Origin of the sequence: Salinibacter ruber DSM 13855 (genome assembly GCF_000013045.1) — a bacterium.
GTDB lineage: Bacteria > Bacteroidota > Rhodothermia > Rhodothermales > Salinibacteraceae > Salinibacter > Salinibacter ruber.
Map to the genome: position 1 here is coordinate 114,119 of NC_007677.1, position 24,023 is coordinate 138,141.

Consider the following 24,023-nt stretch of genomic DNA (forward strand, 5'->3'; position numbering starts at 1 on the left):
CGGGGGCTTCCGGTGTGGAGTTCGCCCGGTGCGTAACGCTGCCCCGAAAAAGCGCCCTAAGCACAGCCGTAGATGGCTGCTGACCTCGCGTCTTGTCCGATGACCGATTCTCCGTCCGTGCAGCATCGATTGGTTTTCGTACTGGGTCTGGTGGGGCTCTGGATCGTTTCCGTTGCGCCGGGGGCGCGAGCGCAGTCGTCCCTCCCCCCGGACGCGCCACCGGCCCTCCAGCAGTTCGACACGGCGTACTCGAAGCACAACATCGACCTTTCGACGCTGATGTCGGGCGGGCCGCCGAAGGACGGCATCCCGTCGGTCGACAATCCCTCGTTCGTTTCGGTGGGGGAGGCGAGCAACTGGGTGTCGCCGGAGGAGCCGGTGATCCTGCTCGAACACAAGGGCACGGCGCGGGCCTATCCGCTTCAGATCCTCACGCACCACGAGATCGTGAACGATCGGGTCGCGGGCACACCCGTGGCCGTTACCTTCTGTCCGCTCTGCTACAGCGCCCTCGTGTTCGAGCGTACGCTCGACGGCGAGCCCGTCGAATTCGGCGTCTCCGGCCTGCTCCGCAACTCGGATCTGGTGATGTACGACCGCAAGACCGAAACGCTGTGGCAGCAGCTCACCGGCAAAGCGATCGTCGGCGACCTTGCGGGCCGGACGCTGACGCAGATTCCGTCGCAGATCGTCTCCTTCCGCCAGTTTGGGGAGACCCATCCGGACGGAGCGGTGCTCTCGCGCGACACGGGGCACGACCGACCGTACGGCCGCAATCCGTACGCCGGCTACGACGACATCGACAACAAGCCCTTCGCCTACCGGGGCCCCACGGACGACCGCCTGCCCCCGATGGCGAAGGTCGTGGCCGTCACCATCGGCGACCGCTACAAGGCCTACCCGCACTCGAAAACCGAAAAGAAGCGTGTCCTTCACGACACGGTCGCCGGCCGGCCGCTGGCCGTGTTTCACGCCCCTGGCGCCGTCTCTGCGCTCGACGCGGCCGAGATCGCGGAGTCGAAAGAGACCGGCTCCACCGGCGTCTTCGACCGCCGCGTAGACGGGCGCACGCTCACCTTCTCCTACGTGGACGACGGGCGCTTCGAGGACGAAGACACCGAAAGCACGTGGACGGTGACCGGCAAGGCGGTAGACGGCCCGCTGGAGGGGACCCAGCTCGACCGCGTCCAGCACGGCGACTACTTCGCCTTCGCCTGGTTTGCCTTCCGTCCCGATGCTGCACTTTATGGGGCCGGAGGAAGCTTGTAGGCGTGTGTCTCCCCATCCCCGCGCACGGACTTTTGCAATCATCGACGCGTTTCCATGATGCCTCCTCGATCCACAGCTTGGCTGTCCGTTGGAGTGCTCGCCGGCTTCCTCGTGCTCGCGGGCTGCGACGTGGGAAGCGTTAGTGACAGTGGGAATGGGAACTCGGGCTTCAACCTCGACAGCTGTACCATTCCGACCGACCGGCTCGTGGACGGGGGCGTTCCTCGAGACGGAATTCCCTCCCTCGACGAATTTACGTCCGGAGACGATCGACTCGTCGAAAAAGACGCGAGTAGTGCCGGCTACCTCGAAGACGACAACCGCATTATCGGGCTGCTCTTCGGGGATCAGGCGCTGGCCGTGCCCCACAACATTCTCTGGCACCACGAGATCGTGAACGTTGACAATTGGGCCGGCCAGACCTTTGCGGTGACGTACTGCCCCCTCACAGGAACCAGTCTTGCGTTCGACCGGAGCGTGATCGATGGGGCCGAGTTCGGCGTCTCCGGGCTCCTGTTCAACAACAACCTCACGATGTTCGACCGTCGCGACGACGAGTCGCTCTGGCCCCAGATGAATCGAGAAGCGAACTGCGGGGCCAGCGTGGGCACCGACCTGGAGATGCTCCCCGTCATGGAGATGACCTGGGGGAAATGGAAGGAGCTCCACCCGGACACGAAAGTCATTTCCTCGGAGACGGGATTCTCCCGCAACTACACGACCTCGGGGTATCCGTACGGCGATCCCGATCCGGAGTCGTCGTACGAGCGCCCGAACAACGACAATCTGCTCTTCGACATGCCGATTGACGACCGCCGCCCGCCCAAGGAACGAGTGCTCGGCATTCCGAACGGCGACGGGGGACTGGCCGTGCCCTTCGGCGAGCTCGACGATGGCTCCGAGGCCCGGGCCGTCGAGGTAACGGTCGGCGGAACGGACATGGTGGTCCTCTGGCGGGCCGACGCCGAGGGGGCAATGGCCTACCATCCCCGAACGCAAAGCGGCCAGTCGCTCTCACTTACCGTCGAGAATGGCCGCTTCGTAGACGGCAGCGGGCGCACGTGGACGCTCGACGGCCGCGCCCAGAACGGGTCTGCCCGACTTGAGCCGGTACAGACCGCATATGTGTCGTTCTGGTTCGCCTGGGCGGCCGATTCCTTCCAGCCCGAAACGCGCATCTGGGACGGAAGCGAATGACCATGATCCGTCAGAGTGTCGTTGGTACCGCCGTTCTGCTTTTGCTCCTGACGGCAACCCCCAGTCACGGCCAGTGGGTCGAGGCCCCGGGCACGGGATGGGTCCAGCTTCAGGTTGCGCACCAGCGCACGCAGGAGGGCTTCAGCAAGGACGGGACGGTCGTGCCCCTAGACGAACTCGACCCGGACGCCGAGTCCATCACCACAACGGCCCGCCTTACGGGGGCGCTCGGGCTCTTCCGCGGGCTCGATGCGTGGGTCGACCTGCCCCTCCACCGCCAGGCATTCAACGGCTCGGGGTCGGACCTGCTGACCACGGGGCTGGGGGATCCGCGCGTCTTTCTTCGGGCCGGGCCCTCTCTGCTGGGCATCCCCGAATTGCCGGTCGCCGTCGCGCTCCGCGGGGGCGTAAAGTTGACGACGGGCACCTTCGAGAACGACGCCGAGACGATCTCCCTCTCGCAGGGGCAGCGCGACTGGAGTCTTCTGCTGGAGGCGGGGACGAGCCTCCATCCGGTGCCGATATACGTATCGGGGTGGGCGGGGCACCGGTGGCGCGAGGAGAACGAGCAGATCGCGCGCGACCCCGGAAACGAATGGGTGTTCAACACGGCCGTGGGCGGGTCCCTCGGCCGCTTCGAGTGGAAGGTGGCCGTCGACGGGCTGTTCGGACGGCCCTCCATCGACACCCGTACGGGGTTCGAGTTTGCCGCCCGCGAACTGGTGCAGGTGATCCCGACAGTGGGGTGGAGCGTGGGGCCGGGGGCCGTGCAGCTTGGGGCCCGCCTCCCGGTCCACGGCCAGTCGACCCGCTCGGACCGCCTCCCCGCAAGCCCGACGGTTACCCTCGGGTATTTTCTGTCGTGGGACGACCCGCTTTGGAAATGACGACTGCGGGAGCGCTTCCATCCTAGACGGGCGTCCGGCGGGTGTTACGATTGACTGAAGAGCCCCCTGTACGCGGCTGAAAACTTGGAGCCGTCGCGGTCGCCCTGTACCTTAGAGGCGGTCTCACAGTCTATTCACATTCCCCGATCCATCATGCCCCGCTGGGACGACCTTGACCTGGAGACGGAGGGCACCGGCATCTCCAAGCCCCTGAGCCGCCAGGTCAACCTGGTGGGCAGCATGCTCGGGCACATCGCGGAAGAGCAGAGTGGGGAAGCCCTCTTCGAGCACGTCGAGGGGCTGCGCGCGCTCTGCAAGGCGGCGGAGCAGGAGGACGCGCCGGAAAAGCGGGAGGAGGCCGCGGAGCGGATTGCAGCGCTCGACCAGGACACGCTGGAGCGGCTGCTGCACGTGTACACCACCTTTTTCCACCTCGTCAACCAGGCGGAGCAGCAGGAGATCATCCGCATCAACCGCGAGCGGGCCCGCCAGTCCGGCCCGTCGGAGTGGCCGCTGGGGCCGGGGGACGGCCCCGGGGCCGACGGGGCGGAGCCGCGCCCGCAGTCGATCGACGCGGCGGTGGCGGACCTGAAGGCGGAGGGCTACACGGCCGACGAGGTGGTGGCCTTCTTCCGGCAGCTCGACATTCAGCCCACCCTCACGGCCCACCCCACGGAGGCGCGCCGCCGTTCGGTGCTGCGCAAGGAGCAGCACATCGCCGACCTACTCTCGACCCTGCGCCGCCCGGACGCCACGCCCGACGAGCGCGCCGAGACGCTGGACCGCCTCTACAGCCAGGTGGCCTTCCTCCTGGGGACCGATGAGGTGCGGGCCGAGCGCCCCACGGTGCGGGAGGAGGTGGAGCAGGGCCACTACTTCCTGCACGGATCCATCTGGGACACCATTCCTGCGATCCACCGCGACGTGCAGCAGGCCCTGCGCCGCCACTACGACGCCACGGCCGAGCTGCCGGCCTTCCTGCAGTACCGCTCCTGGATCGGCAGCGACCGGGACGGCAACCCCAACGTGACGGCCGACGTCACGCGCTGGACCGTCGCCCGCCAGCGCCGCACCACGCTGGAGCACTACCTCGACGAGATCGACGAGCTGCGCGACGACCTGAGCATCTCCACGCGCCAGCTCACCGTCTCGGACGCCCTGGAGGCCTCCCTGGAGGCGGACGCCGAGGAGATCGCTCTGCCCGACGACGTGCGGCGCCAGTACCAGCGCGAGCCGTACCGTCTCAAGCTCTGCTACATTGAGGAACGCCTCCGCGGCCTGCTCGACCGGATCGACGCGACCGACGTGGCGGCGATGGCGGGCGCCTACGCCGCCGACGACCTGCTCGCCGACCTCGACCTCATCGCCGAAAGCCTCCAGGGGCACGGCTTCGAGGACGCGGCGCAGAGCGGGCAGCTCCACCGCCTCCGCTCGCTGGTCAAGACGTTCGGGTTCCACCTTGCCGCCCTCGACGTGCGCCAGCACAGCAGGGTCCACGAGGACACGGTGGCCGCGTTGCTGGACGCGGGCGACGTGGTGGACGATTACGGCGCCCTGTCCGAAGAGGAAAAGCTGGAGGTGCTGTCGCGAGAGCTCCAGAACCCGCGTCCGCTGGTGAGCCGCCACGCGGACCTGCCCGCCGACGCGGCGGAGCTGATGGAGGTGTTCGGGGTCCTCCGGGCAATGCACGCGGTCGACCCCGACATCGTGGGCAGCTACGTGGTGAGCATGACCCACACCGTGAGCGATCTGTTGGAGCCGATGCTGCTGGCGAAGGAGGCGGGGCTCGGCGCGGTGGTCGACGGCAGCTACCGGTGCCCGCTCGACGTGGTGCCGCTCTTCGAGACGATCGAGGACCTCGACGCCGCCGACGACCGGATGGAGACGCTCTTTACGCACCCGGTCTACGCCGCGCAGCTGGAGGGGCGCGACGGCTTCCAGGAGATCATGCTGGGCTACTCCGACAGCAACAAGGACGGCGGCTACTGGATGGCCAACTGGGCGCTCCACAAGGCCATTCACGCGCTCGGGGTGGTGTGCGACGAGCACGACGTGGACCTGCGTCTCTTCCACGGGCGCGGCGGCACCGTGGGGCGCGGCGGCGGCCACACCTCACAGGCCATTCGGGCGCTCCCGCCGGTCGTCCACAACGGCCGCATCCGGATGACCGAGCAGGGCGAGATCATCTCCTTTCGGTACGCCCTGCCCGACATTGCGCGGCGCCACGTGGAGCAAATCGTGAACGCGACCCTCACGGCCACGGCCCGCGCCCAGAACACCCCGGCTCCCGAGAACCCCCTGCTGGCCGACAAGGTGTCGATGGAATCCGACGTGGTCGCCCTTATGGACCGCCTCGCCGAGGAGGGCATGTCCGCCTACCGCGAATTCATCGACGACCCGGAGGGGTGGCAGTGGTACACCGCGGCCACGCCCATCGAACACATCAGCCGCCTGCCCATCGCCTCGCGGCCCGTCTCCCGGGCCTCGGAGGGGGAGCAGGTCGAGTTCGAGAACCTGCGCGCCATCCCGTGGGTGTTCGCGTGGACGCAGACGCGCTACATCGCGCCGGGCTGGTACGGCACCGGCCAGGGCCTCGCTACCCTCCTAGAGAACGAGCCCGACGCCCGCGACACGCTCCGGGATCTGTACGAGAACTGGCCCTTCTTTCGGACCGTCCTCGACAGCGCCCAGCGCGAGATGGCCCGCGCGCGCCTCCCCATCGCCGAGCGGTACGACGCCCTCGCCGAGGTGGAGACGTCGTTTCACGCCCCCATCGTGGACGACTACGAGCGGGCGGAGTCCGCCATTCTCGAAATTACCGACCAGGCGGCCCTGTTCGACGGCAATCCGGTCCTCAAGAAGTCGATCGAGCTCCGGAACCCGTACACCGACGTGCTCAATCTGATTCAGATCGAACTTCTGAAGCGGTATCGGGCCAGCACGGACGACGCCGAACAGGAGGCCCTCCGCGAGGCCATCTTCCTGAGCATCAACGGCGTCGCCGCCGCCATGCAGAGCACGGGGTAGTGTGGGCGGGGGAGTGTGAGGGCGCGGGAACGGGGGAGTGCAGCAGGGGCATTCCGTGCCTCTTTCCCCCAGCGGCGTACGCTTTGAGCACGAAACAAGTGTGCGGCTCCCGATCTACAAGCGGCCCGTTTTCTTCACCCATCGTCCGGCGTGCCATGGCCGATCCCGACTCGACGCCCGACACCGGTGCTGCTTCGCCCGTCCGGTACGGGACGGACGCGTTTGACCGGGCCCTCCAGGCCCTCCACAGTGGCGAGGACGAGCCGTCTACGGCCCGCATTCTCTTCCACGGCGGCACGCGGGAGACGCGCCAGCAGGCCCTTGCGGCCCTCACCCGCCACACCACCGCCAACCTGCACCAGTTCCGGGTGCCGTCCCTGCTGAACGAGCAGCGCATGCAGACCCAGAACGCCCTGCGCAAGGCCTTCGACCACGCGGCCGAGGAGTCGGCGCTGCTCTATTTCGACGCCGCGGACGCCCTCTTTACGCACTCGCACGTCGACACGCCCGACGGCGACGCGGAGCGGGCCGTCCCCTCCACCGTCGAGTACTTCTTTGATCGCGTGCTGGCCTACGAGAATGCGGTCGTGATCGCCCTCCAGACGCAGCGTCACGTGGACTGGGCGGAGGAGCACGTCCATCTCGTCGTCCGCTTCGAGTAGGGACGAGCGCAGTCCGGGGCGGCGCGCACCCTCCCCTACGCGTCCGTTTCGTCCGGTGCCGGCCGGGGCAGGCGTACGACAAAGCGGCTGCCCACCCCTTTCTCGGTGTCGACGTCGATCGTGCCCTCCATCTGGTCGACGGCCTGTTTGGTGACGGCCAGTCCCAGGCCCGTTCCTTCGTACTCCCGCCCCTTGCCCTCCGAGGCCTGCTTGAACGCTTCGAAGAGGGTCGAAACCGCCGCCGGATCCATCCCCTGTCCGGTGTCCTCCACCTCCAAGACCGCCTGATCCTCGGCCCTCCGGGCCCGGATCCAGACCCGTCCCCCGTCGCCGGTGTACTTAACCGCGTTCGACACCAGATTGCGCAGCACGATGCGCAGCGCCCCCTCGTCGGCCCGCGCCCAGAGGGGACCCGAGGGCACGTCCACCCGCAGATCGATGCCGGCCTTTTCGGCCTGCTGTTCGAAGAGGGCCCCCGTGTCCGCAGCCTGCTCGGCCACGTTGAGCGGGGCAAGGGCGAGCTCCATCTCCTCGGCCTCCAGCTTCGACAGGTTCAACACCGCGTCGAGCGTCTCGAGCAGGCGCCGTCCCCCCTTCTCAATGAGGCCCGCAAATCGGGACACGGTGGGGTCCCCTCCGCTCACCTCGTCCCCGATCGCCTCCGCGAATCCGATGATCGAGGTCAGGGGCGTGCGGATCTCGTGGCTCATGTTGGCCAGGAAGGCCGACTTCATTTCGTTGACCTGCTCGGCGGTCTCCTTTGCCTCACGCAGCTTTTGCTCCCGGCCCAGGCGGTCGAGCACCACGGCGGCGTAGGTCACCAGCACCTCGACCAGGCGCAGGTTGAACGCGTCAAACGCGTCGTGTGACGTCTGTCCCATGAGCACGACCCCGTGCGTGCCCATGGGGGCGCAGGCCACCGAGCGCAGCCCGCCGTACGCCACGTCGTTGTCGAGGGCCTCTACGTTCTGCACCACCACGGTCTCTCCGGACCGGTATGCCCGGGCGCCGATGCTGTCCCCCCCAGCCGAGAGCGACTGGATCGTTGGCATCTGACCGGGGGACGCGATTGCGCCTTCGACCGGGACGAGCCGGCCGTCCTCCGCGAAGTCGACGCCCGCCAGGGGATAGTCGAACACGTCCTGGAGTACGTGCTGGATGCGGGTCGCGACCGCATCGGGGGTTTCGGCCCTCAAGAGGTGGCGCGTGGCCGTGTACAGCGACTCCAGTTTCTGCTGCCGGTCCCGCAGCGTCCGGGCCTGTTCTTTCTGTTCGGTGATGTCGGTGATGGCCCCGTCGTAGTATATGACCTCGTCGTTCTCGTCGCGGACTGTGGTGGCGCTGACGAGGCCGGTGAACGTTGACCCGTCCTTGCGCCTAAATTCCGCCTCCGCGGCGTCGATGTGGTCCTGTTCTTTCGTGATGCGCCGGTTCTCGCTTCGGGCGTCGGGGTTTGCGTACAATTCGATGGGGTCGATCTGTAGAATCGCCTCGACGCTCTCGTACCCGAAGATGTCGGCGAAGGCCCGGTTGGCGTAGACAAGCCCCTTGTTGGGGGTGGACCGGTAGATGCCGTCCGAGACGTTCTCGGTGATCGAGCGGAGCCGCGCCTCCCGCTCACGGAGCGCCTGCTCCATCTCTTTCTGCTCCGTGATGTCCCGAAACACCGTCTGCCCGGCCTGTTCTCCGTCGAACTTGATGGGGACCGTGTAGCTTTCGATAACGCGGCGCTCCCCGTTCAGGCCGGTGATTTCCATCTCCTGTGGGGCGGTCGACGTGCGCTCCCGATAGATCTTGCGGAGACGGTCCTCGAAGATCTCCTGCTGGGCCTGCTCCAAGGCAACGAAATCCCAGAGGGAGTGCCCAATCACGTCGTCCGGAGCGTCCGCGCCCAGAATCTCGGCCCCGGCCGGGTTGATGTAGCGAATGTCTCCGTCCACGGCGATGTGGAGCCCATCCTGGAGTTTCTCGACGAGACGCCGCCACCGTTCTCGGCTTTGCCGGAGCTGCTGCTCTTGCCGTTTCTGCTCGGTGATCTCGGTCACGGCCCCGTCGTAGTACTGCACCGCCCCGTCGGGCCCCCGAACGGTCGTGGCGCTCAGCAGGCCCGTGAAGGTCGTCCCGTCCGTGCGCCGAAATTCCACTTCGACCCCGGTGATGCCGTCATTGCGGTTCGACTGCTGAATGACCTGCGCCCGCTGGTCGGGATCGGCGTAAAAGTGGACCGGATCCGCCTCCAGGAGGGCATCCACGCTCCGGTACCCGAGCATGTCGGCGAGGGCCTCGTTGGCGTAGACGAGGCCGTCGTCGGGCGTCGAGCGGTAGATGCCTTCCGAGATGTTTTCGGTGATGGACCCGAGCAGGGCGTCACGGGCCTGGAGGGCCTCCTCGGTCTTCCGCTTTTCCTTCCGGAGTTGGCGCTCCTGCCTCTTGCGGTCGGTGATGTCGCGGCCCTCGGGAATCAGCATCGTAACCGACCCGTCTCCGTCGGTAACCGGCCGGATCGAGAAGTCGATCGTCCGCGTCTCGTCGGCCCCCTGGACGTCCGCCTCGTACCGCACAAACTCGCCCTCGGCCGCCTGTTCGACGGCGGCCCGGAGTTTCTGCTGCGTCTCTGGGCCCGTCTGCCACCAGTGCGTGTCCCAGAACGGCGTTCCGACGACCTCCTCCCGCTCCAGCCCGCCAAACTCGAGGGCCGTGTCGTTGGCTTCAACGAGAATGCCGTCGGGCGTTAGCAGGCCGGTGAACTGATAGGTATGGTTGAAGATGGCCTCGTACTGCTGCCGGGCCCGGTCCCACGCGTCGGCCTGGCGGTGCAGCTCCAACTCGTTGACGATCATCTCGGCGAGGCCCTTAAGCCGGTCGACGTCCGCGGGCGGCGGAGATTGGGCCTCGGTGTCCAGGACGCACAACGATCCAATCCGGTGGCCCTGCGGGCCCACCAACGGGGCGCCGGCGTAAAAGCGAATCCCGGGATCCCCCGCGACCCATGGGTGATCGGCGAGCCGGTCGTCGTCCGTGGCGTTCGTAACGACCGTCGCCCCCGGCGACCGCAGGGCCCGCGTGCAGAGGCGCGCCTTGATCCCGTCGCCCTCGTCCTGGAGGCCTGCATCGCGAAGCCCGTCGGCGGCCACGACCCGCGGCTGCCCGTTTGCGTGGAGGGTGCCGATTCCCATCGGGGCCTCAAAGAGACGGGTGGCGAGGTCTAGGACGCGGCCAAAGGAGCGCTCGGGATCCACGTCGGCCCCCGGATCGGCGTAGACCGCCGCGGGCGCGTTCGTGTCTGGACCCCAGCCGGCAGGCTCCGAGAACGAGGAACGAGAAAACGGAGCGGAGAAGGGCTCGTCTGACTCCATACTGGAGCGTGTGGGAGGGCGCGTAAGAAAGAGCTCTGTCGGACGATGCGAACGCTGGCCTGCCGACCCGCTGGGGGCGCCGGAAGCAGTGCGAGTTCTAAAAGAAGGACGAGTTCTTTCCTTTCAGAAAAGCAAAAGTTGTTCCCCGAACGCGCTCCGGCCCGGTCGAGGCCCCTGCCGGAGGGGCATTCGAAAATCGGCCGGCCCGAACGAGACGCCCCGTCGTCGTGCGGGTCGGGGGAGCGGCGGGTCGCTCCGCGTTGCTGCGCGCGGTACGCGGTTGGCCGTACAGGCAACGGTCGTTGGGGAGCAGGCGCGATTGACAACAGGGCCGATTGACAACAGGGAGTGCGGAAAACGAAGTCGCCCTTCTCAACCAGTTCCGGAGAGAAACAGGTCTTCTCCGTTCGAACGTCTTGTTGGGAACGGTCTCGTCCGCAGGCACGCCCGGCTCGTGATGGAAAGAGCCCCCGGACACCCCGCGAAGCATATTCTTTCAGCGTGGTGGGGAGGCGAACAGCGATGGCAGTTCCCTCCCCGCGCCCTTCTTGGAATCTTTGCGGCTCTTCTGAGACTCTTCGTTTGCGAGGCCGCCGTCGTCCTCTGTACAACAGTCCCAGATTGTTTGTAATAAGTCTAAATAAGAAGCAACCCCGCGCTCAGCTCCTTCCGATGCGCTTGCCCCTCCTTGCGATGCTTCTCACTGTGGTTCTGTCCTCGGGGGCTGTTCTTGGTCAGGACACCGATGAGCTCACCCTCCACGGGGTCGTTTCGAATGCAGACGGGGCTCCGCTACTCAACGCCACCGTGCGTGTCCAGGAGAATCACGTTGCCCTCACCGATACCACTGGCTACTACGAGCTTCGCGTACCGCGGAACGGCCTGCCGACCCGGATTGACGTAGAGGTGCGCTACGTGGGCAAGCGCACTCACCGGGCGACGCTGCAAGTTCCAGAGGATTCCAGTCGCCTGCGGCACGACGTCCGGCTTCCCGCCCTCGACCTATACATGGACGAGGTGACGGTGACGGCCGAGCGGGCACGGGAAAGCGTCTCGAACTCGACCTACATCATTGATCGTGCCGCCGTCGAGCAGTCCCAAGCGTTTACCCTTGCGGGTTTGTTGCAGCTCATCCCGGGGCAATCGATCACCAACCCCAGCCTGCAAGGGGCTCAGACGATCAACTTCCGCACCGATGCCTCCGGCCCCTACAGCCGCAACAACGCGTTCGGGGTCGGCATCTTCATGAACGGTCGGGAGATCAACAACAACGCGAATATGCAGGGGCTCAATCCGGTCGAGAACCCGAGAGTGCCCTTCCGGTCGTTGGAAGGCGGTCGATTTGGGGATCGGGAGTACGAGACCGGCGATACACCCGGCGGCGGCTTCGACCTTCGCGAAATTCCGGTCGGCAACATCGAAGAGGTCGAAGTTGTCCGGGGGGTTGCCTCGGCCGAGCACGGGGATATTCTTGAGGGGGGCGTTTTCATCGAGACGACGGCGGGCCAGTCTCCGTGGAACGCACACCTGCGCCGGTCGGGCGGCGAGTTCAACCTCGGTGTGAACAAGGGCTTTCAGATCAGTCCCCGTCACATCCTCAACGCCAGCCTCGACTATCTGCGCAGCAACGACGACCCACGAGATCAGATCAAGACTTTCAACCGGATCTCTTCGTCGCTACTGTGGACCTCCTACTACGGTTCTGATCGGGACATCCGCAACACCCTGTCCCTGTCGTACCGAACGAACGTGGACGGCTTTAAAATTGACCCCGACTTCGACACCCGGAAGCGCGTCTTCTACCGAGACCAACGGGTCTCTTTTTCGAACCGCCTCCGTTTGGCGGCCGAGAATGTACTCTACGACGAGATGACACTGTCGGCGTCGGGCAGCTGGGCGCGCAGCAAATCCCTGCTGAACGAGTACGTGAATCCCGGGGTGCAGCCCGGCAATGATACGAAACAGGAAGGGGTCAACGAAGGCTTCTTCATCCCGCCCAATTACCGTGGAAAACGGAAGATTTTGGGGGAGCCGGTTTCGTTGAGTGCGCGCCTGAAGCTGAATCGCGCCGTCCGGGTCGGGGACTGGGATCTAAACCTCGCCTACGGGGGCGACGTCAGCTTCGACGCAAACTACGGGGCAGGACGCCTCATCAATCCCCGTCGTCCCGTTCCCCGAAACATATCCTCCAGCCGGTCGACCTCGTTCGAGGCGAGACGCCCGGCTCTCGTACAGGGCGGGGCGTACGTCGAGAGTACCGTCTCGGGGACGATTGGGGGCCACAAACTTGTGAGCACCATCGGTCTTCGCGGCGATAGTCAGCACGGGTACGAGACCCTCTCTCCGCGAATCAACACGCGGTTTTACCTGACCGATCATCTCTCCCTGACCGGGGCCTACGGCCTGCAGGTGAAATCCCCGGGCCTGATCCATCTCTACCCCGGCGCCGACTATCGCGACTACGCCCTCCTCAACAGCTACACCGGAGACGTGGGCGAAAGTGTGTACCTCGCGTACACCCACGTCGAGCGGGACGTGACCGATAACGTGCAGCCGATGCGCTCGCGACGCCTGGAGGCTGGGCTGGAATGGTCGGCTCAGGGGACGACGATCAGCACAACGGCGTACCGCAACGTCACCGATAACGGCATTACCGTGCAGCGGAGGCCGGAGCACATAAACCTGCCGGTGTATGAGATGCAGGGACAGGGGGCGGATGGAGCGCCCGAGTTCGTCGACACCGGCGATACCGAGCGGGTCGTCTATCCACAGGGCTACGTCACCAATGCCCTCTACACCCGCAATTGGGGCGTGGAGCTGACCGCCTCCACGCCCAAGATTGAGGTGATTCAGACCTCCTTTTCCCTGAATCTCTCCTACAACCAGAGCTACTACTACAACCGGTCCAACAGCTTTAACGCCACCGATCCGGTGACGAAGCCGGAAAATGAGATTCGGTACGGCGTCTACCCGAATACCAAGCAAAAAAGCGGGCGGCTCCAGGGCACGTTAACCTCCACGCATCACATTTCGGATCTCGGACTGCTGCTGACGCTCCGCACCGAGGCGTTTCTGTACGACTACGAGCGGACGCTCGACAATTCAAATCGGGCCGTCGCCTACGTCAATGACGAAGCGGAAATCGTCCCGATTCCGGAAGGGGAGGTGGACGATGCGCGCTTCGACGTGCTGGACCGGGCCCCCTCGGAAGGCACCTTCCGACACTACCCCCCTTTTGCCTACTTCAATCTCCACGCCAATATTAGCAAAGACATTGGCAAGGCTGTACGACTCTCTTTCTTTGCAAACAATGTTCTCAATCTACGTCCCCGCGTGTGGAAGAATGGGCGTCCAAAAGAGCGGCTCAACCAACCGCCCTACGTGGGGATGGAACTCCGCCTTACTCTGTAACCGAGACAACACGTAGACCACGATGAACGCACTGCTTCGTACCCCCCTTCTGTACCTGTGTCTCCTGATCACCGGGGCCGTCTTCGCGGGCTGTGATTCCAATCCGTCCGGGGTAGAACCGGTCGACATCACCGTCAATCTGGCCTTCAGCGAGGGCTACGACAGCGCAGCGTCCGCCGGGACCCGGGTGACCCTGACCAACATCAGTTCGCAGGAAACCTTCGAGGCGGAGGTGACCGAGGAGGGACAAGCGTCCTTCCAAGACGTGCCGGCGGGAGACTATAACGTTTCCGCCGTGCTCACGCTCGATCGCCAAACGGTCTTCGAGTTGACCGGCAACTATCCCGACAAAGACGAGCTGTCGTTCAATGGCACCGTCAGCGACGTGCGAATTAACCAAAATACCGAGCCCCTCACGGTGGAACTCACGGCAGGCCGCCTGGGCGACTTGGTCATCAAGCAGATATACTACGCCGGTTCTGACATCATCGAGGGGGCCGGCTTCCGTGATCAGTATCTTTCGATCTACAACAACTCCAACCGCGACATCAACCTGGACGGGCTGTACGTGATGGGCGTGCACGGCAATAGGACCCCGGACGGTGAAAACAGCCAGTACTTGACCGAAGACGGGCAGTTCGACTGGAATCAGTCGGTTGGCATGCCGGACAGCGTCAACGCCAACGAGGACTTCCTCTACGCCAAGTACATCTATCAAATTCCGGAAGATGGAACGCCCGATATCTTGCCTCCGGGAGAGAGCGTGGTCATTGCACAGAACGCGCTCAATCACAAGCAGCCCTACGTCAACGCAGAGGGGGACACGGTTTCGGCCGGTGATCCGAGCCTGACGGTGGATCTCAGCGGGGCCGATTACGAGGTGTACCTGGCCGACCAAATCGATGACCCGCAGCCCTCGGACCTCGACAACCCCAACGTGCCGAATCTGCGCAGCATCTTCATCTTTGGGGACGACTTCATTCTCGATCCGCTTGGGCGAGATGCCTACGCCCTCTTCCGCACCGATACGCCCGCCAGTGACTTCGAGGCGTACGCCGAGCCGACGGAGCGGGACGTTACCGAAAATACGACCCTGTACCCACAGATCCCGACCGACTGGATTGTGGACGCCGTCGAGACACAGCCCGCCCCCACCGACGATCAGATTCCGCGGAAGCTGCAGAATAGATTGGATGCGGGCTACACGTTCGTGCCGGGAGACTTCTACTCCTCGCAATCCGTGATTCGTCTGCTCTCCAAAGACCAGGAAGACCGGTCCATCCTGGAAGATACGAACAACTCCGAGGAGAACTTCACCTTTCTAGAGAAGGCGACCCCACGGGCGATGCCGCCCCAGACGGCCAATACCCCAACCGGTACGCAACGACAGCGTCTGCGGACGAAACGGGAGCGCGCGATTTCCCTCGATACGTTTGAGTCCCGGTGGGCCCCACGCGTGAACCGATGATGGATCCTGTCCAACGGCTAAGCCTCCTCGTAGCACTCGTCCTCGGGCTCTTCTGTGCTGCAGCGGCCCCCCCCGCTGCAGCACAGGGCCTGTCCGGGATTCGTGGGGACGTGTCCACGTCCACGTGGCTTTCCCTGAGGCACGGAGCTGAACTGCCGATTCGGTCGTTACTCGCCGACACTACCTACAGCGCCAGCGTCCTACAGGCGACCAACACCCAGGGCCCGCTCCGCACGTATCAGGACCCGGAGTCTGCCCGTGTGGGCTCGTTGACGTCGTACGGGCTTACGTCGTACAAAGGGCTCCGATTGGAGGGACGCTTTCAGTACCGGAAGGAGCGTCAAAACGGAATTGGGTGGAAGCTCGGTCGCAACGTCTCCCGTCGGCCGTACTACTTCGCCAACATCAAGCCGGGGGACTGGGACAACGATCGCTATGAGGTGAACCTGACCGGAGGGACCACATTTTTTGGCGATCATTTGCTCGTGGCCGGTGGGGCAGACTATCAGGTCGAACGCCTAGCCCGCTACAACGACCCCCGTCCAAGTCTCAACTACTACAATCTGTTTGTAGAAGGACAGGTGGGGGGGCGCATAGGCGGCCACACCGTGGCGTTGTACTACGGAACCGGCGACGCCGAAGAAAACGGCGACGTTAGCAACTACAACCGCGCGCACGACAGCTTCGGCGAGCGGGAATACAATGTCATCACGACGACGGGGCTTGGGAGCTACAATTTCGCGCGGTTCGGCTCCTACGAGCGGCCGACGACGCGAACCGAGGTGGGGGTGACGTACGCAGTCGACGGGAACCACGTCCAATTTACTGGGGAACTGGTCGGGGGACGCAGTGAATCCGAGTTCATTCGGACGGTCAGTGATACCCGCGAGACACCGGGAACCTATCGGGAAGAGACCGTGCGGGGGACTGCTTTCCTGACCGTCTCCCAGCCGGGATACCGCCTGCAGGTGCGAAGCGAAACCCAGTACAAGGACGGGCACGACCGGAATGAGGTCTTTGCGGGGGCGAATTACTTCCGTACCGGATGGCGTCAGAACCTTGATCTGTTTGTCCACTCTCAGGCGGAGCCCCTGACGCTCCAGGCCACCCTGGACTACAACCGCCAATCCGTCACTGACCGCAACGCCTCCCATCACTACGAATACGCCTGGCTGGCGCCGGGCCTGTCGGCACAGTACTCGTGGACGACGGGCCCGCGGCGATACACCCTCATCCCCGGGGCGTCCTACCGGATGCCGCTTTCGCAGTCCGCCCGCGTACCACGGAAGAACCGAAATCTGTACACCAAGTATGTTCTCGCTCCGGATTACTACAGGCACACCGCTCGTGTTGTGCGGCTCCGCGGAGGCGTTCAGCTCCTGCAACAGTTTGAGAAGCTGTCGGTCGGGTTGCTGGTCGAGTACCGGCGCCGGATGGCCGTCGAGGACGGAGTGGTTCTGGGGATCCCCGAATTTCTGCCGGGAGAGACCCGAAACACTATTTCGATGACCCTGCAGTTCTTCCATTAGCGACGACGCACAATCAGTGTCCTCAACACAGCCACATTTCCCTGTATGAAAATACGCCGTTGTTGTCTGGCTGTACTCTCGCTCCTACTGCTCGCCTGCGGCGATACTCTTGAAGAGTCACAGGAACGCAGCCAGGCTGCTGCTGACTCAGCCCGTCAGACGTTGGACGCGGCCGATGACCAGGAACAAGACGTTCTCATCACGGCGGATTCGATGAGGGGCTTCTCGCAGGAGGTCTTCAATAAATGGAAAAAGGAAGAGGAGGCGGCGTTCTCTCATCTTGTTCGCGTCACGAGTCTAGATAGCCTCAAACAGTACGTTGAGGTTCAGTGGAAGGGGGACAAAGAGCCGCCTCCCAGTGCTGTGTTCGACGGGCGCAAGTATTACGTCGATCCGGACAAGAAGGGCTTTTTCGTACAGGTGCACACGGTCGAAGATGCTCCTTGATGGGCCACTATCTACCGGAGGGCTTCGGCCGTACCCGATCGGGCACAGATGTCCCGGCGCGGAACGACATTCCCTTCTAGTCACGGGCAATCGATGATGAACAAGTACAACTGATGCGCGACGGTCTACTTCTGGGGGGTACGCTACTGGTCCTGATCGCGGTTGTGATCTGGGATTTCCGTTCGTCTCCCGATCTCAGTGATCCCGAGTCGCTTCGGAAGGTGTACACCTCCGATCCGTCCGACTGGCCCGAGCCCACGGTCGAGGACTCCATCCAGTGGAAGGCGTTGGGGGCTCTTCCCGACTCCCCGTACCGGAACGTCGACAGCTTGGAGAGCCTGACGACCCTCGGGAAGAAGCTCTTTTTCGACCCGCGCCTCTCCTCGTCCAACCAGATCAGCTGTTCGTCGTGTCACGATCCGGCCCGGGGGTGGTCCAACGCGCGGCCCACGGCGGTGGGGCACGACCACCAAACTGGCAAGCGCAACGTCCCCAGTCTGCTTAACATCTGGGCGATGGATCCGCTTTTCTGGGACGGGCGCGAGGACAGCCTGGCTGCCCAATACATCCACGCCGTTTCGGATTCGATCGAGATGAACCAGGACCCGGACGCGCTCCCCGGCAAGCTGGCGGCAATTCCGGGCTACAATGCACTGTTTGCCCGGGCGTTTGCGGACTCGTCGGTCACGCTCGGGCGCATCGGGCGGGCCCTCGCGCAGTTCCAGCGGACCATCGTGAGTCGGGAGAGCGACTTCGACCGGTTCGTTCAAGGAGAGGAGCAGGCGCTTTCGGACGAGGCCCTGCGAGGCCTGCACCTGTTCCGGACGAAGGCCCGTTGTATGAACTGTCATCACGGCCGCCGTTTTACGGACCAGAAATTCCACAACCTCGGTCTTCACTACTACGGACGGAAGCGAGAAGACCTCGGGCGGTATAACGTGACCGGCGATCCGGATGACATGGGGAAATTCCGCACGCCGTCGTTGCGGGACGTCGCCTACACCGGGCCGTGGTTTCACAACGGGCTCGTCAACGACTTGGAGCACGCCATCAACATGTACGAGCACGGCATGGCGCGCCCTGAGCCCCGGCCCGGTATGGAGGACGATCCCCACTATCCGGTGACCTCTCCCCTTCTAAAAGAACTCGACTTGACGAGGGCGGAAACGGACGCCCTCGTCGCCTTTCTCCACTCCATCTCCGAGCGGCCCCGTCGCGTGCGGCGCCCTGAACTCCCCCAGTAGGCAGTCAGTGCCCCGGACATCCTGGGCTGTGCCCGTGAGGCATCTCGTGGGCCGGGACCGGGTGGGTCGAGCGGAAAACGGGTGCTGATCCGTTCAGTCGGATGCTGGCGGCCACGGCCATGAGGGCCGGTTCCCGGCCGGGAGCGCAACGTCTCGTTTTGAGAGCGGGACCGGTCGGCGGCGCCCCTCGAAGGCCCAGACACGACCAGGCCGATTCGGAGTGGGGACGTGAGGGCCACCGCTTGTTGGTTTGTCTCCGGTCTGGTTACCTTCAAATCGGAAAACAAAACACGGCGTCTCGTGTCTGCCACACACAATTCTCGTCCCTCAATGTCGCGTGTCCGCTCGTGGATACTGGTTGTCGGGGTCCTCGTGGGGGCCGTAGGGGGCTGCGCAGAGCCCCAAGATGGGAGGGGCCCCGCGACGGCCGACTCCATTGCCGCCACGGCCCCGGGGACGGACGTGGTGGGGGCGCCGCTCGACGCATCCGGGGACACGCTCCGCATGGGCAGGCCGACGCCCGTCACCACGCGGCCCGGCTACGACAACCAGCCGGCCTTTCTGCCTGACGGAAGTGGGCTCGTGTGGACGGCCATCCACGACGGACAGGCGGACGTGTACCGCAAGATTGAAGACGAAGGAGGGCCCGCGCCGGTGACCGACACCCCCGAGAGCGAGTTTTCACCCACGCCCCGGCCCGGCGGCGCCCTGACGCTCGTCCGCGTCGAGGCCGACGGGCGGCAGCGCCTCTGGCGGTATCGGGCCGACGGCACCCCGGACGCTCCCGTTCTGCCCGACGCCGACTCGGTGGGCTACCACGCCTGGCTCGACAGCAGCCGCGTGGCGCTGTTCGTCCTCGGCGCCCCGCCGACGCTCCACGTAGCCAACGTGAAGAGCGGCACCGATACGGTCGTGGCCCGCCGCATCGGCCGCTCGCTCCAGTCGGTGCCCGGGCGGGCGGACGTGAGCTTCGTCCAGGTGGGGCCCGACTCGTCGGTTGCGATTCACCGGCTCGACGGCGCCTCCCTCACCACGCGTCGGCTGACGGAGGCGCCCACGAATGCCCCGACCGGCGACCACGCCTGGACGCCGGGTGGACACCTCCTGATGACGACCGAAGACTCGCTCGTGGCATGGCGCCGCGGCAGGGCAGACTGGCGCCCGGTGGCTGCGCTGGACACGATGGACGTTTCGCGTCTCGCCGTGTCGCCGTCCGGCGACCGGCTGGCGATGGTCGCCGCAGAGTAGGGAGGCGGGGCGCGGGGCCGACGAGAGGTTCGATCCGGGCCGAGTGTGCCCGACGCGGCCAACGGCGCTCCCGGAGCCCGGCGGCACTGGGGCTGGACGGCCCCCCCCTCACCGTCCACGTGCGCACTTCGCGGCAGACCCGGCCCAGAGGGCCGACAGGTCAGGGCGCAACTCCATCTGGAGTCAGCCGTAGAGGCGACCTGACACGCACGCCGCTTCCATCACCAGAAGACCCCGCGTCCATGCGAAGCAAAGGCGCCATCACCCTCGTCGTCCTCGTGGTCGTCCTCGGCTTCGTCGGCTGCGGGGCCACGAGCTCGTACAACAGCCTCGTCCAGAGCGACGAGCAGGTGCGGGAGGCGTGGTCCAACCTGCAGGCGACCTACCAGCGGCGGGCCGACCTCATCCCCAACCTCGTGGAGACGGTGCAGGGCGCCGCCGATTTTGAGCAGGAGACGCTGCAGTCGGTGACGGAGGCGCGGGCGAAGGCCACCTCCGTCCAGGTCAGCGCCGAGGACCTCGACAACCCCCAGCGGCTCCGGCAATTCCAGGAGGCCCAGTCGGCCCTCGGCAAATCGCTCGGGCGGCTGCTGGCCGTCTCCGAGAACTACCCGAAGCTGCAGGCCACGCAGAGCTTTAGCGACCTGCAGGCCCAGCTGGAGGGCACGGAGAACCGCATCACGGTGGCGCGGCGCGACTACAACAGCACCGTGCGCCGGTACAACACGCAGGTGCGCTCCTTCCCGACCGTGGTGTTTGCGAGCCTCATGGGCTTTAAGCCGAAAACGCCGTTCGAGGCGGAGGCGGGGGCCGAGGAGGCGCCGGACGTGGACTTCGGCAGCGATTCGTAGCGCGTGAGGCCTGAAGGGCGCCCAATCGGCATTTGCACCCCGTCTCGATTCCAAACCGAATGCAGCGTTCCGCCGTGCTTTCGCGTTTCCGCTCCGTCCTGCTGCTCGGCGCCGCGCTGAGCCTCTTCGCGGCGGCCCTTGCGCCGACGGCCGCGGCCCAGCGCTACGACTTTCCGCCGAAGCCGAGCGGGCCGGTGCTGGACCAGGGCAGTATGCTCTCCGGCGGGGAGGAGCGGGCGCTGGCCCGCAAGCTGGCGGCGTACGAGGACACCTCGTCGACCGCCGTGGTGGTGGTAACCCTCTCCTCCCTCGACGGCGCGCCCGTGGACGACTACGCCATCTCGCTGGGGCGCGACTGGGGCGTGGGGCAGGAGGGGAAGGACAACGGCGTGGTGGTGCTCGTCTCGAAGAACGACCGCAAGATGTTCATCGCCACGGGCTACGGCGTGGAGGGGGCCCTCCCGGATGCCATCGCCAACCGGATTGTGGAGCGCGTCATCACCCCCGCGTTCCGGAACGGGGACTTCTACGCCGGGCTCGATCGGGGCACCGACGCCATCATCCGGGCCACCGCAGGGGAGTACACCGCCACGGAGGAGGCCGTTGCGTCGTCCTCCGACGACGGCGGGGTCTCGACGACGCTCATCTACATCTTCCTGATCTTTGCCTACTTCATTGGCAGCTCGCTCTGGCGCGGGGGCGGGGGCAACAAGAAAGGAGCGAAGACGTCGACCCGCCGCCGCGGCGACCTGCCGATCTTCATCTGGGGCGGCGGGGGCTCGCACGGCGGAGGCGGCTTCGGAGGGGGCGGCGGCGTTGGCGGCGGGGGCGGCTTCGGCGGCTTTGGGGGCGGGAGCTTTGGCGGGGGCGGCGCTGGGGGATCGTGGTGAGGCGTGAACCGTGATCCGTGACCCCTTTCCCTCACGCATCACTCTTCACGCCCCACTCTTCACGCATCACGCCGTCCCTCCACCTGCCCGTCCGGTTGGGAAACGCTACATTCGACACACGCCACCGCACAGCTTTGACCATGAGTGCCGACCGCCTGGAGCAACTGAAAACCTTCCACGAGGAAGACCCCGAGGACCCGTTTACGCGGTACGCCCTCGCGCAGGAGCACCTGAAACACGACAACGCCTCGCGGGCCCTCGCCCTGTTTGAGGAGCTCGTGGAGACGGACCCCGACTACGTGGGCACGTACTACCACCTCGGCAAGCTCTACGAGCGCCTCGACCGCACCGACGATGCGATCGACACGTACGCGCAGGGCATCGAGGTGGCCCGCGAGGAGGGCACCCAGAAAGACCTGTCGGAGCTCCAGGACGCGAAGCTGAAGGCCGAAGGCGTTGGCTTTGACTGACCGTCCCGCCCGCCGATGCGCAGCGCTGTTCTCATGTTGGGCGTTCTGCTGACCCTGGCCGGCACGGCGCCGGCCGGCCACGCCCAGGCCCCGTCCGACTCGACCTACACGGTCCGGTCCGGCGACACGCTGTACAGCATCGCCCAGCAAGCGGGCGTGTCGGTGGCGGCCCTGCAGCGATGGAATGACCTGGAGGGCACGGCGCTACAGATTGGGCAGACGCTCCGCCTCCGGCCGCCCCGACCCGAGGACAGAACAGAAGCATCCGTCGACACGACCGAGGCCCGGCCGGATTCCACCGCCGCGGACTCGCCTCTCCCAGACACTGCCGTTTCCGATACTGCCGTTTCCGACACCGTCGTCTCGGACACCACCGTCTCGGACACGGTGGCTGTGGGCACGTCCGATCCAGACAGCCCCGCGGTGGACTCCGTGACGGCCCCGCCGGTGTACGGGCGGCACGTGGCGGCGGACGGCGACTCGTTCGTGACCCTCGCGCTTCGCCTCGGCACCACGGCGGACACGCTTTCCGCCCTGAACGACCGCACGGCGGCCCCCCTCGCGGCGGGAGAGACGCTCCGCCTTCCCAAGCGGTTCGCGCCGCCGGCCCACGTGGTGGCGTCCGGGGAGACCCTCTACAGCATTGCGGGAGAGTATGGGGTGAGCGCCCGGGCCCTCCGGACGGCCAACGGCCTCGACACGACCGCGCTGGAGCCGGGGCGACGCCTTCGCCTGCCGGGCCGGGAGGCCCCCGAAGTGCCGCCCCCCGGCGACTGGGCCGCGCCCGACTCGACGGGGGCCGTCGCCGTCTACCCGGACGCGTTCGCCGGGCGCCTCACGGCCAGCGGCACGCCGTACGATCCCGACGCCCTCGTGGTGAGTCATCCGTCGCTCCCGTACAACTCCGTCGTGCTCCTCTCCCGCCCGGACGTAGGCCGCCACACCTTTGCCCGCGTCCTCGACCGGGGGCCGATTGAGGCGGGGACGCTGCTCGACGTGTCGGCGGCCGTGGCGGACCGGCTCGGCCTCGATGCCGACGCGACGCCGACCGTAGAGCTGCGGACGGTGTGGATCGGGGACCAGAAGTAACAGAGAGAAGGGCCGACGCGTCCGTCCTGCACAGGGAGTGAGGGGAAATGCCGGGTCGGAGGACGTATTGCGCAGGGCGTATTGTGGAGTGCGGAAATCAGCAATCAGTATCGCCCTACGCAATACGAAATACGGATATCTCTCACCACACTCGGTCCCCATGCCCTCCTGGCACGCATATCACCGAGCCACCCGCTCGGCCACATACGGCTTCCTCAGCGCCCTGCCGCTCTTTGTGCTCTACGAGACGATGATTGTGCTCGTGAACCTCGACGCCACGCGGCCGGTGCGGGTGGAGGCGGGCGTGTGGATCAAGGAGCTGCTCATGATGACCGGGGCGTCCGGCGGGCTGGGCCTCGCGTTGCTCGTGGCGGGGGGCGGTGGGGCCGCCTACCTGCTGGATCGGCACCGCGACATTCCGCTGCGGTCGCGCTACTTTGTCGGGCTTGTGGGCGAGAGCGCGGCGTACGCGGTCGGCGTGGCCCTCGTCGTCTCGTCGGCCGTCGGGGCCCTCTTCGCCGCGATCCCGCCCGCCGACGGGGCGCTCTGGACGCAGTTGGCCCTCTCCATCGGCGCGGGCCTCTACGAAGAGCTGGTCTTCCGGGTGCTGCTCGTGGGGGGGCTCTTCCTCCTTTTTCGGGCCCTGATGGAGACATCGACCCGGGTGTACCTGGTGGCGGCCCTTCTCGGGGCGGCGCTCTTCAGCGGGGCGCACTACGTAGGTCCCCTGGGCGACCCATTTGCGCTGCCGTCGTTTGTCTTTCGGTTCCTCTTCGGCCTAGCCCTCAACGCCCTCTTCCTCGCCCGTGGCTTCGGCGTCGCCGCCTGGACCCACGCGCTCTACGACGTGATGGTGGTGATGGGGATGCTTGGGTAGTGCGCATTTCGTGGTGCGTATTGCGTGATCAATGACGAAACCGCTCCGCGATACGAAACACGCAATACGCATTACAAGAACGTCTGACATCCCGGCAGGGG

17 protein-coding genes are annotated in these 24,023 nt (G+C 65.7%); 16 read left to right on the forward strand and 1 reads right to left on the reverse strand.

From position 1 onward, the window contains the following. Positions 1-99: 99 nt before the first annotated feature. The 5 genes from SRU_RS00500 to SRU_RS00520 all read left to right on the forward strand — a co-directional run bounded on the left by SRU_RS00500 (position 100) and on the right by SRU_RS00520 (position 7,042). Positions 100-1,269: a DUF3179 domain-containing protein gene (locus SRU_RS00500; RefSeq protein ID WP_162713323.1), complete on the forward strand. Its 1,170-nt coding sequence runs from the start codon at positions 100-102 to the stop codon at positions 1,267-1,269. Between the two features lie 54 nt (positions 1,270-1,323). Next, on the forward strand, positions 1,324-2,466 hold the full coding sequence (locus tag SRU_RS00505) for a DUF3179 domain-containing protein (protein WP_112902711.1): 1,143 nt from the start codon (positions 1,324-1,326) through the stop codon (positions 2,464-2,466). A 2-nt stretch (positions 2,467-2,468) separates the two neighbouring features. Further along, on the forward strand, positions 2,469-3,353 hold the full coding sequence (locus tag SRU_RS00510) for a transporter (protein ID WP_231847238.1): 885 nt from the start codon (positions 2,469-2,471) through the stop codon (positions 3,351-3,353). Positions 3,354-3,506: 153 nt separating this feature from the next. After that, positions 3,507-6,380 carry a phosphoenolpyruvate carboxylase gene (gene ppc / locus SRU_RS00515; protein ID WP_011402879.1) on the forward strand — a complete coding sequence of 958 codons (2,874 nt, stop codon included), beginning with the start codon at positions 3,507-3,509 and terminating at the stop codon, positions 6,378-6,380. Positions 6,381-6,535: 155 nt separating this feature from the next. Beyond that, on the forward strand, positions 6,536-7,042 hold the full coding sequence (locus SRU_RS00520) for an AAA family ATPase (RefSeq protein ID WP_112902713.1): 507 nt from the start codon (positions 6,536-6,538) through the stop codon (positions 7,040-7,042). A gap of 35 nt (positions 7,043-7,077) precedes the next feature. On the opposite strand, the gene SRU_RS00525 is transcribed toward SRU_RS00520, so the two are convergent. Further along, positions 7,078-10,398: a PAS domain S-box protein gene (locus tag SRU_RS00525; RefSeq protein WP_112902715.1), complete on the reverse strand. Its 3,321-nt coding sequence runs from the start codon at positions 10,396-10,398 to the stop codon at positions 7,078-7,080. Positions 10,399-11,103: 705 nt separating this feature from the next. Here SRU_RS00525 and SRU_RS00530 point away from each other — a divergent pair. The 11 genes from SRU_RS00530 (at position 11,104) to SRU_RS00580 (ending at position 23,922) form a co-directional block, all read left to right on the forward strand. Further along, a complete protein-coding gene (locus tag SRU_RS00530) occupies positions 11,104-13,809 on the forward strand; it encodes a TonB-dependent receptor (protein ID WP_164923424.1) in 2,706 nt (901 codons plus the stop codon). Positions 13,810-13,831: 22 nt separating this feature from the next. Continuing rightward, positions 13,832-15,277 (forward strand): DUF4876 domain-containing protein, encoded by a 1,446-nt coding sequence (locus SRU_RS00535; protein WP_011402883.1) that lies wholly within the window; start codon positions 13,832-13,834, stop codon positions 15,275-15,277. A gap of 110 nt (positions 15,278-15,387) precedes the next feature. Continuing rightward, on the forward strand, positions 15,388-16,806 hold the full coding sequence (locus tag SRU_RS00540; protein WP_162713325.1) for a DUF6850 family outer membrane beta-barrel protein: 1,419 nt from the start codon (positions 15,388-15,390) through the stop codon (positions 16,804-16,806). Between the two features lie 45 nt (positions 16,807-16,851). Then, positions 16,852-17,253, forward strand: a complete 402-nt coding sequence (locus SRU_RS00545) for a hypothetical protein (RefSeq protein ID WP_112902719.1) — start codon at positions 16,852-16,854, stop codon at positions 17,251-17,253. Positions 17,254-17,366: 113 nt separating this feature from the next. Next, positions 17,367-18,497: a cytochrome-c peroxidase gene (locus SRU_RS00550; protein WP_011402885.1), complete on the forward strand. Its 1,131-nt coding sequence runs from the start codon at positions 17,367-17,369 to the stop codon at positions 18,495-18,497. Positions 18,498-18,827: 330 nt separating this feature from the next. Further along, on the forward strand, positions 18,828-19,745 hold the full coding sequence (locus tag SRU_RS00555; RefSeq protein ID WP_237701802.1) for a TolB family protein: 918 nt from the start codon (positions 18,828-18,830) through the stop codon (positions 19,743-19,745). 242 nt (positions 19,746-19,987) lie between these two features. Further along, positions 19,988-20,596, forward strand: coding sequence for a LemA family protein (locus tag SRU_RS00560; protein ID WP_011402887.1), 609 nt, complete (start codon positions 19,988-19,990; stop codon positions 20,594-20,596). A 74-nt stretch (positions 20,597-20,670) separates the two neighbouring features. Then, positions 20,671-21,486, forward strand: coding sequence for a TPM domain-containing protein (locus SRU_RS00565; protein WP_237701803.1), 816 nt, complete (start codon positions 20,671-20,673; stop codon positions 21,484-21,486). A 140-nt stretch (positions 21,487-21,626) separates the two neighbouring features. Continuing rightward, positions 21,627-21,956, forward strand: a complete 330-nt coding sequence (locus tag SRU_RS00570; protein ID WP_043551686.1) for a tetratricopeptide repeat protein — start codon at positions 21,627-21,629, stop codon at positions 21,954-21,956. Between the two features lie 15 nt (positions 21,957-21,971). Next, positions 21,972-23,045, forward strand: coding sequence for a LysM peptidoglycan-binding domain-containing protein (locus SRU_RS00575; protein ID WP_112902721.1), 1,074 nt, complete (start codon positions 21,972-21,974; stop codon positions 23,043-23,045). A gap of 160 nt (positions 23,046-23,205) precedes the next feature. Beyond that, positions 23,206-23,922: a CPBP family glutamic-type intramembrane protease gene (locus tag SRU_RS00580; protein ID WP_237701804.1), complete on the forward strand. Its 717-nt coding sequence runs from the start codon at positions 23,206-23,208 to the stop codon at positions 23,920-23,922. Positions 23,923-24,023 lie beyond the last annotated feature (101 nt).

What these genes read in the sequence shown, in the direction of transcription:
- SRU_RS00500 (WP_162713323.1), top strand. Translation starts at nt 100, where the DNA reads ATGACCGATTCTCCGTCCGTGCAGCATCGATTGGTTTTCGTACTGGGT.
- SRU_RS00505 (WP_112902711.1), top strand. Translation starts at nt 1,324, where the DNA reads ATGATGCCTCCTCGATCCACAGCTTGGCTGTCCGTTGGAGTGCTCGCC.
- SRU_RS00510 (WP_231847238.1), top strand. Translation starts at nt 2,469, where the DNA reads ATGATCCGTCAGAGTGTCGTTGGTACCGCCGTTCTGCTTTTGCTCCTG.
- ppc (WP_011402879.1), top strand. Translation starts at nt 3,507, where the DNA reads ATGCCCCGCTGGGACGACCTTGACCTGGAGACGGAGGGCACCGGCATC.
- SRU_RS00520 (WP_112902713.1), top strand. Translation starts at nt 6,536, where the DNA reads ATGGCCGATCCCGACTCGACGCCCGACACCGGTGCTGCTTCGCCCGTC.
- SRU_RS00525 (WP_112902715.1), bottom strand. Translation starts at nt 10,398, where the DNA reads ATGGAGTCAGACGAGCCCTTCTCCGCTCCGTTTTCTCGTTCCTCGTTC.
- SRU_RS00535 (WP_011402883.1), top strand. Translation starts at nt 13,832, where the DNA reads ATGAACGCACTGCTTCGTACCCCCCTTCTGTACCTGTGTCTCCTGATC.
- SRU_RS00545 (WP_112902719.1), top strand. Translation starts at nt 16,852, where the DNA reads ATGAAAATACGCCGTTGTTGTCTGGCTGTACTCTCGCTCCTACTGCTC.
- SRU_RS00550 (WP_011402885.1), top strand. Translation starts at nt 17,367, where the DNA reads ATGCGCGACGGTCTACTTCTGGGGGGTACGCTACTGGTCCTGATCGCG.
- SRU_RS00555 (WP_237701802.1), top strand. Translation starts at nt 18,828, where the DNA reads ATGTCGCGTGTCCGCTCGTGGATACTGGTTGTCGGGGTCCTCGTGGGG.
- SRU_RS00560 (WP_011402887.1), top strand. Translation starts at nt 19,988, where the DNA reads ATGCGAAGCAAAGGCGCCATCACCCTCGTCGTCCTCGTGGTCGTCCTC.
- SRU_RS00570 (WP_043551686.1), top strand. Translation starts at nt 21,627, where the DNA reads ATGAGTGCCGACCGCCTGGAGCAACTGAAAACCTTCCACGAGGAAGAC.
- SRU_RS00575 (WP_112902721.1), top strand. Translation starts at nt 21,972, where the DNA reads ATGCGCAGCGCTGTTCTCATGTTGGGCGTTCTGCTGACCCTGGCCGGC.
- SRU_RS00580 (WP_237701804.1), top strand. Translation starts at nt 23,206, where the DNA reads ATGCCCTCCTGGCACGCATATCACCGAGCCACCCGCTCGGCCACATAC.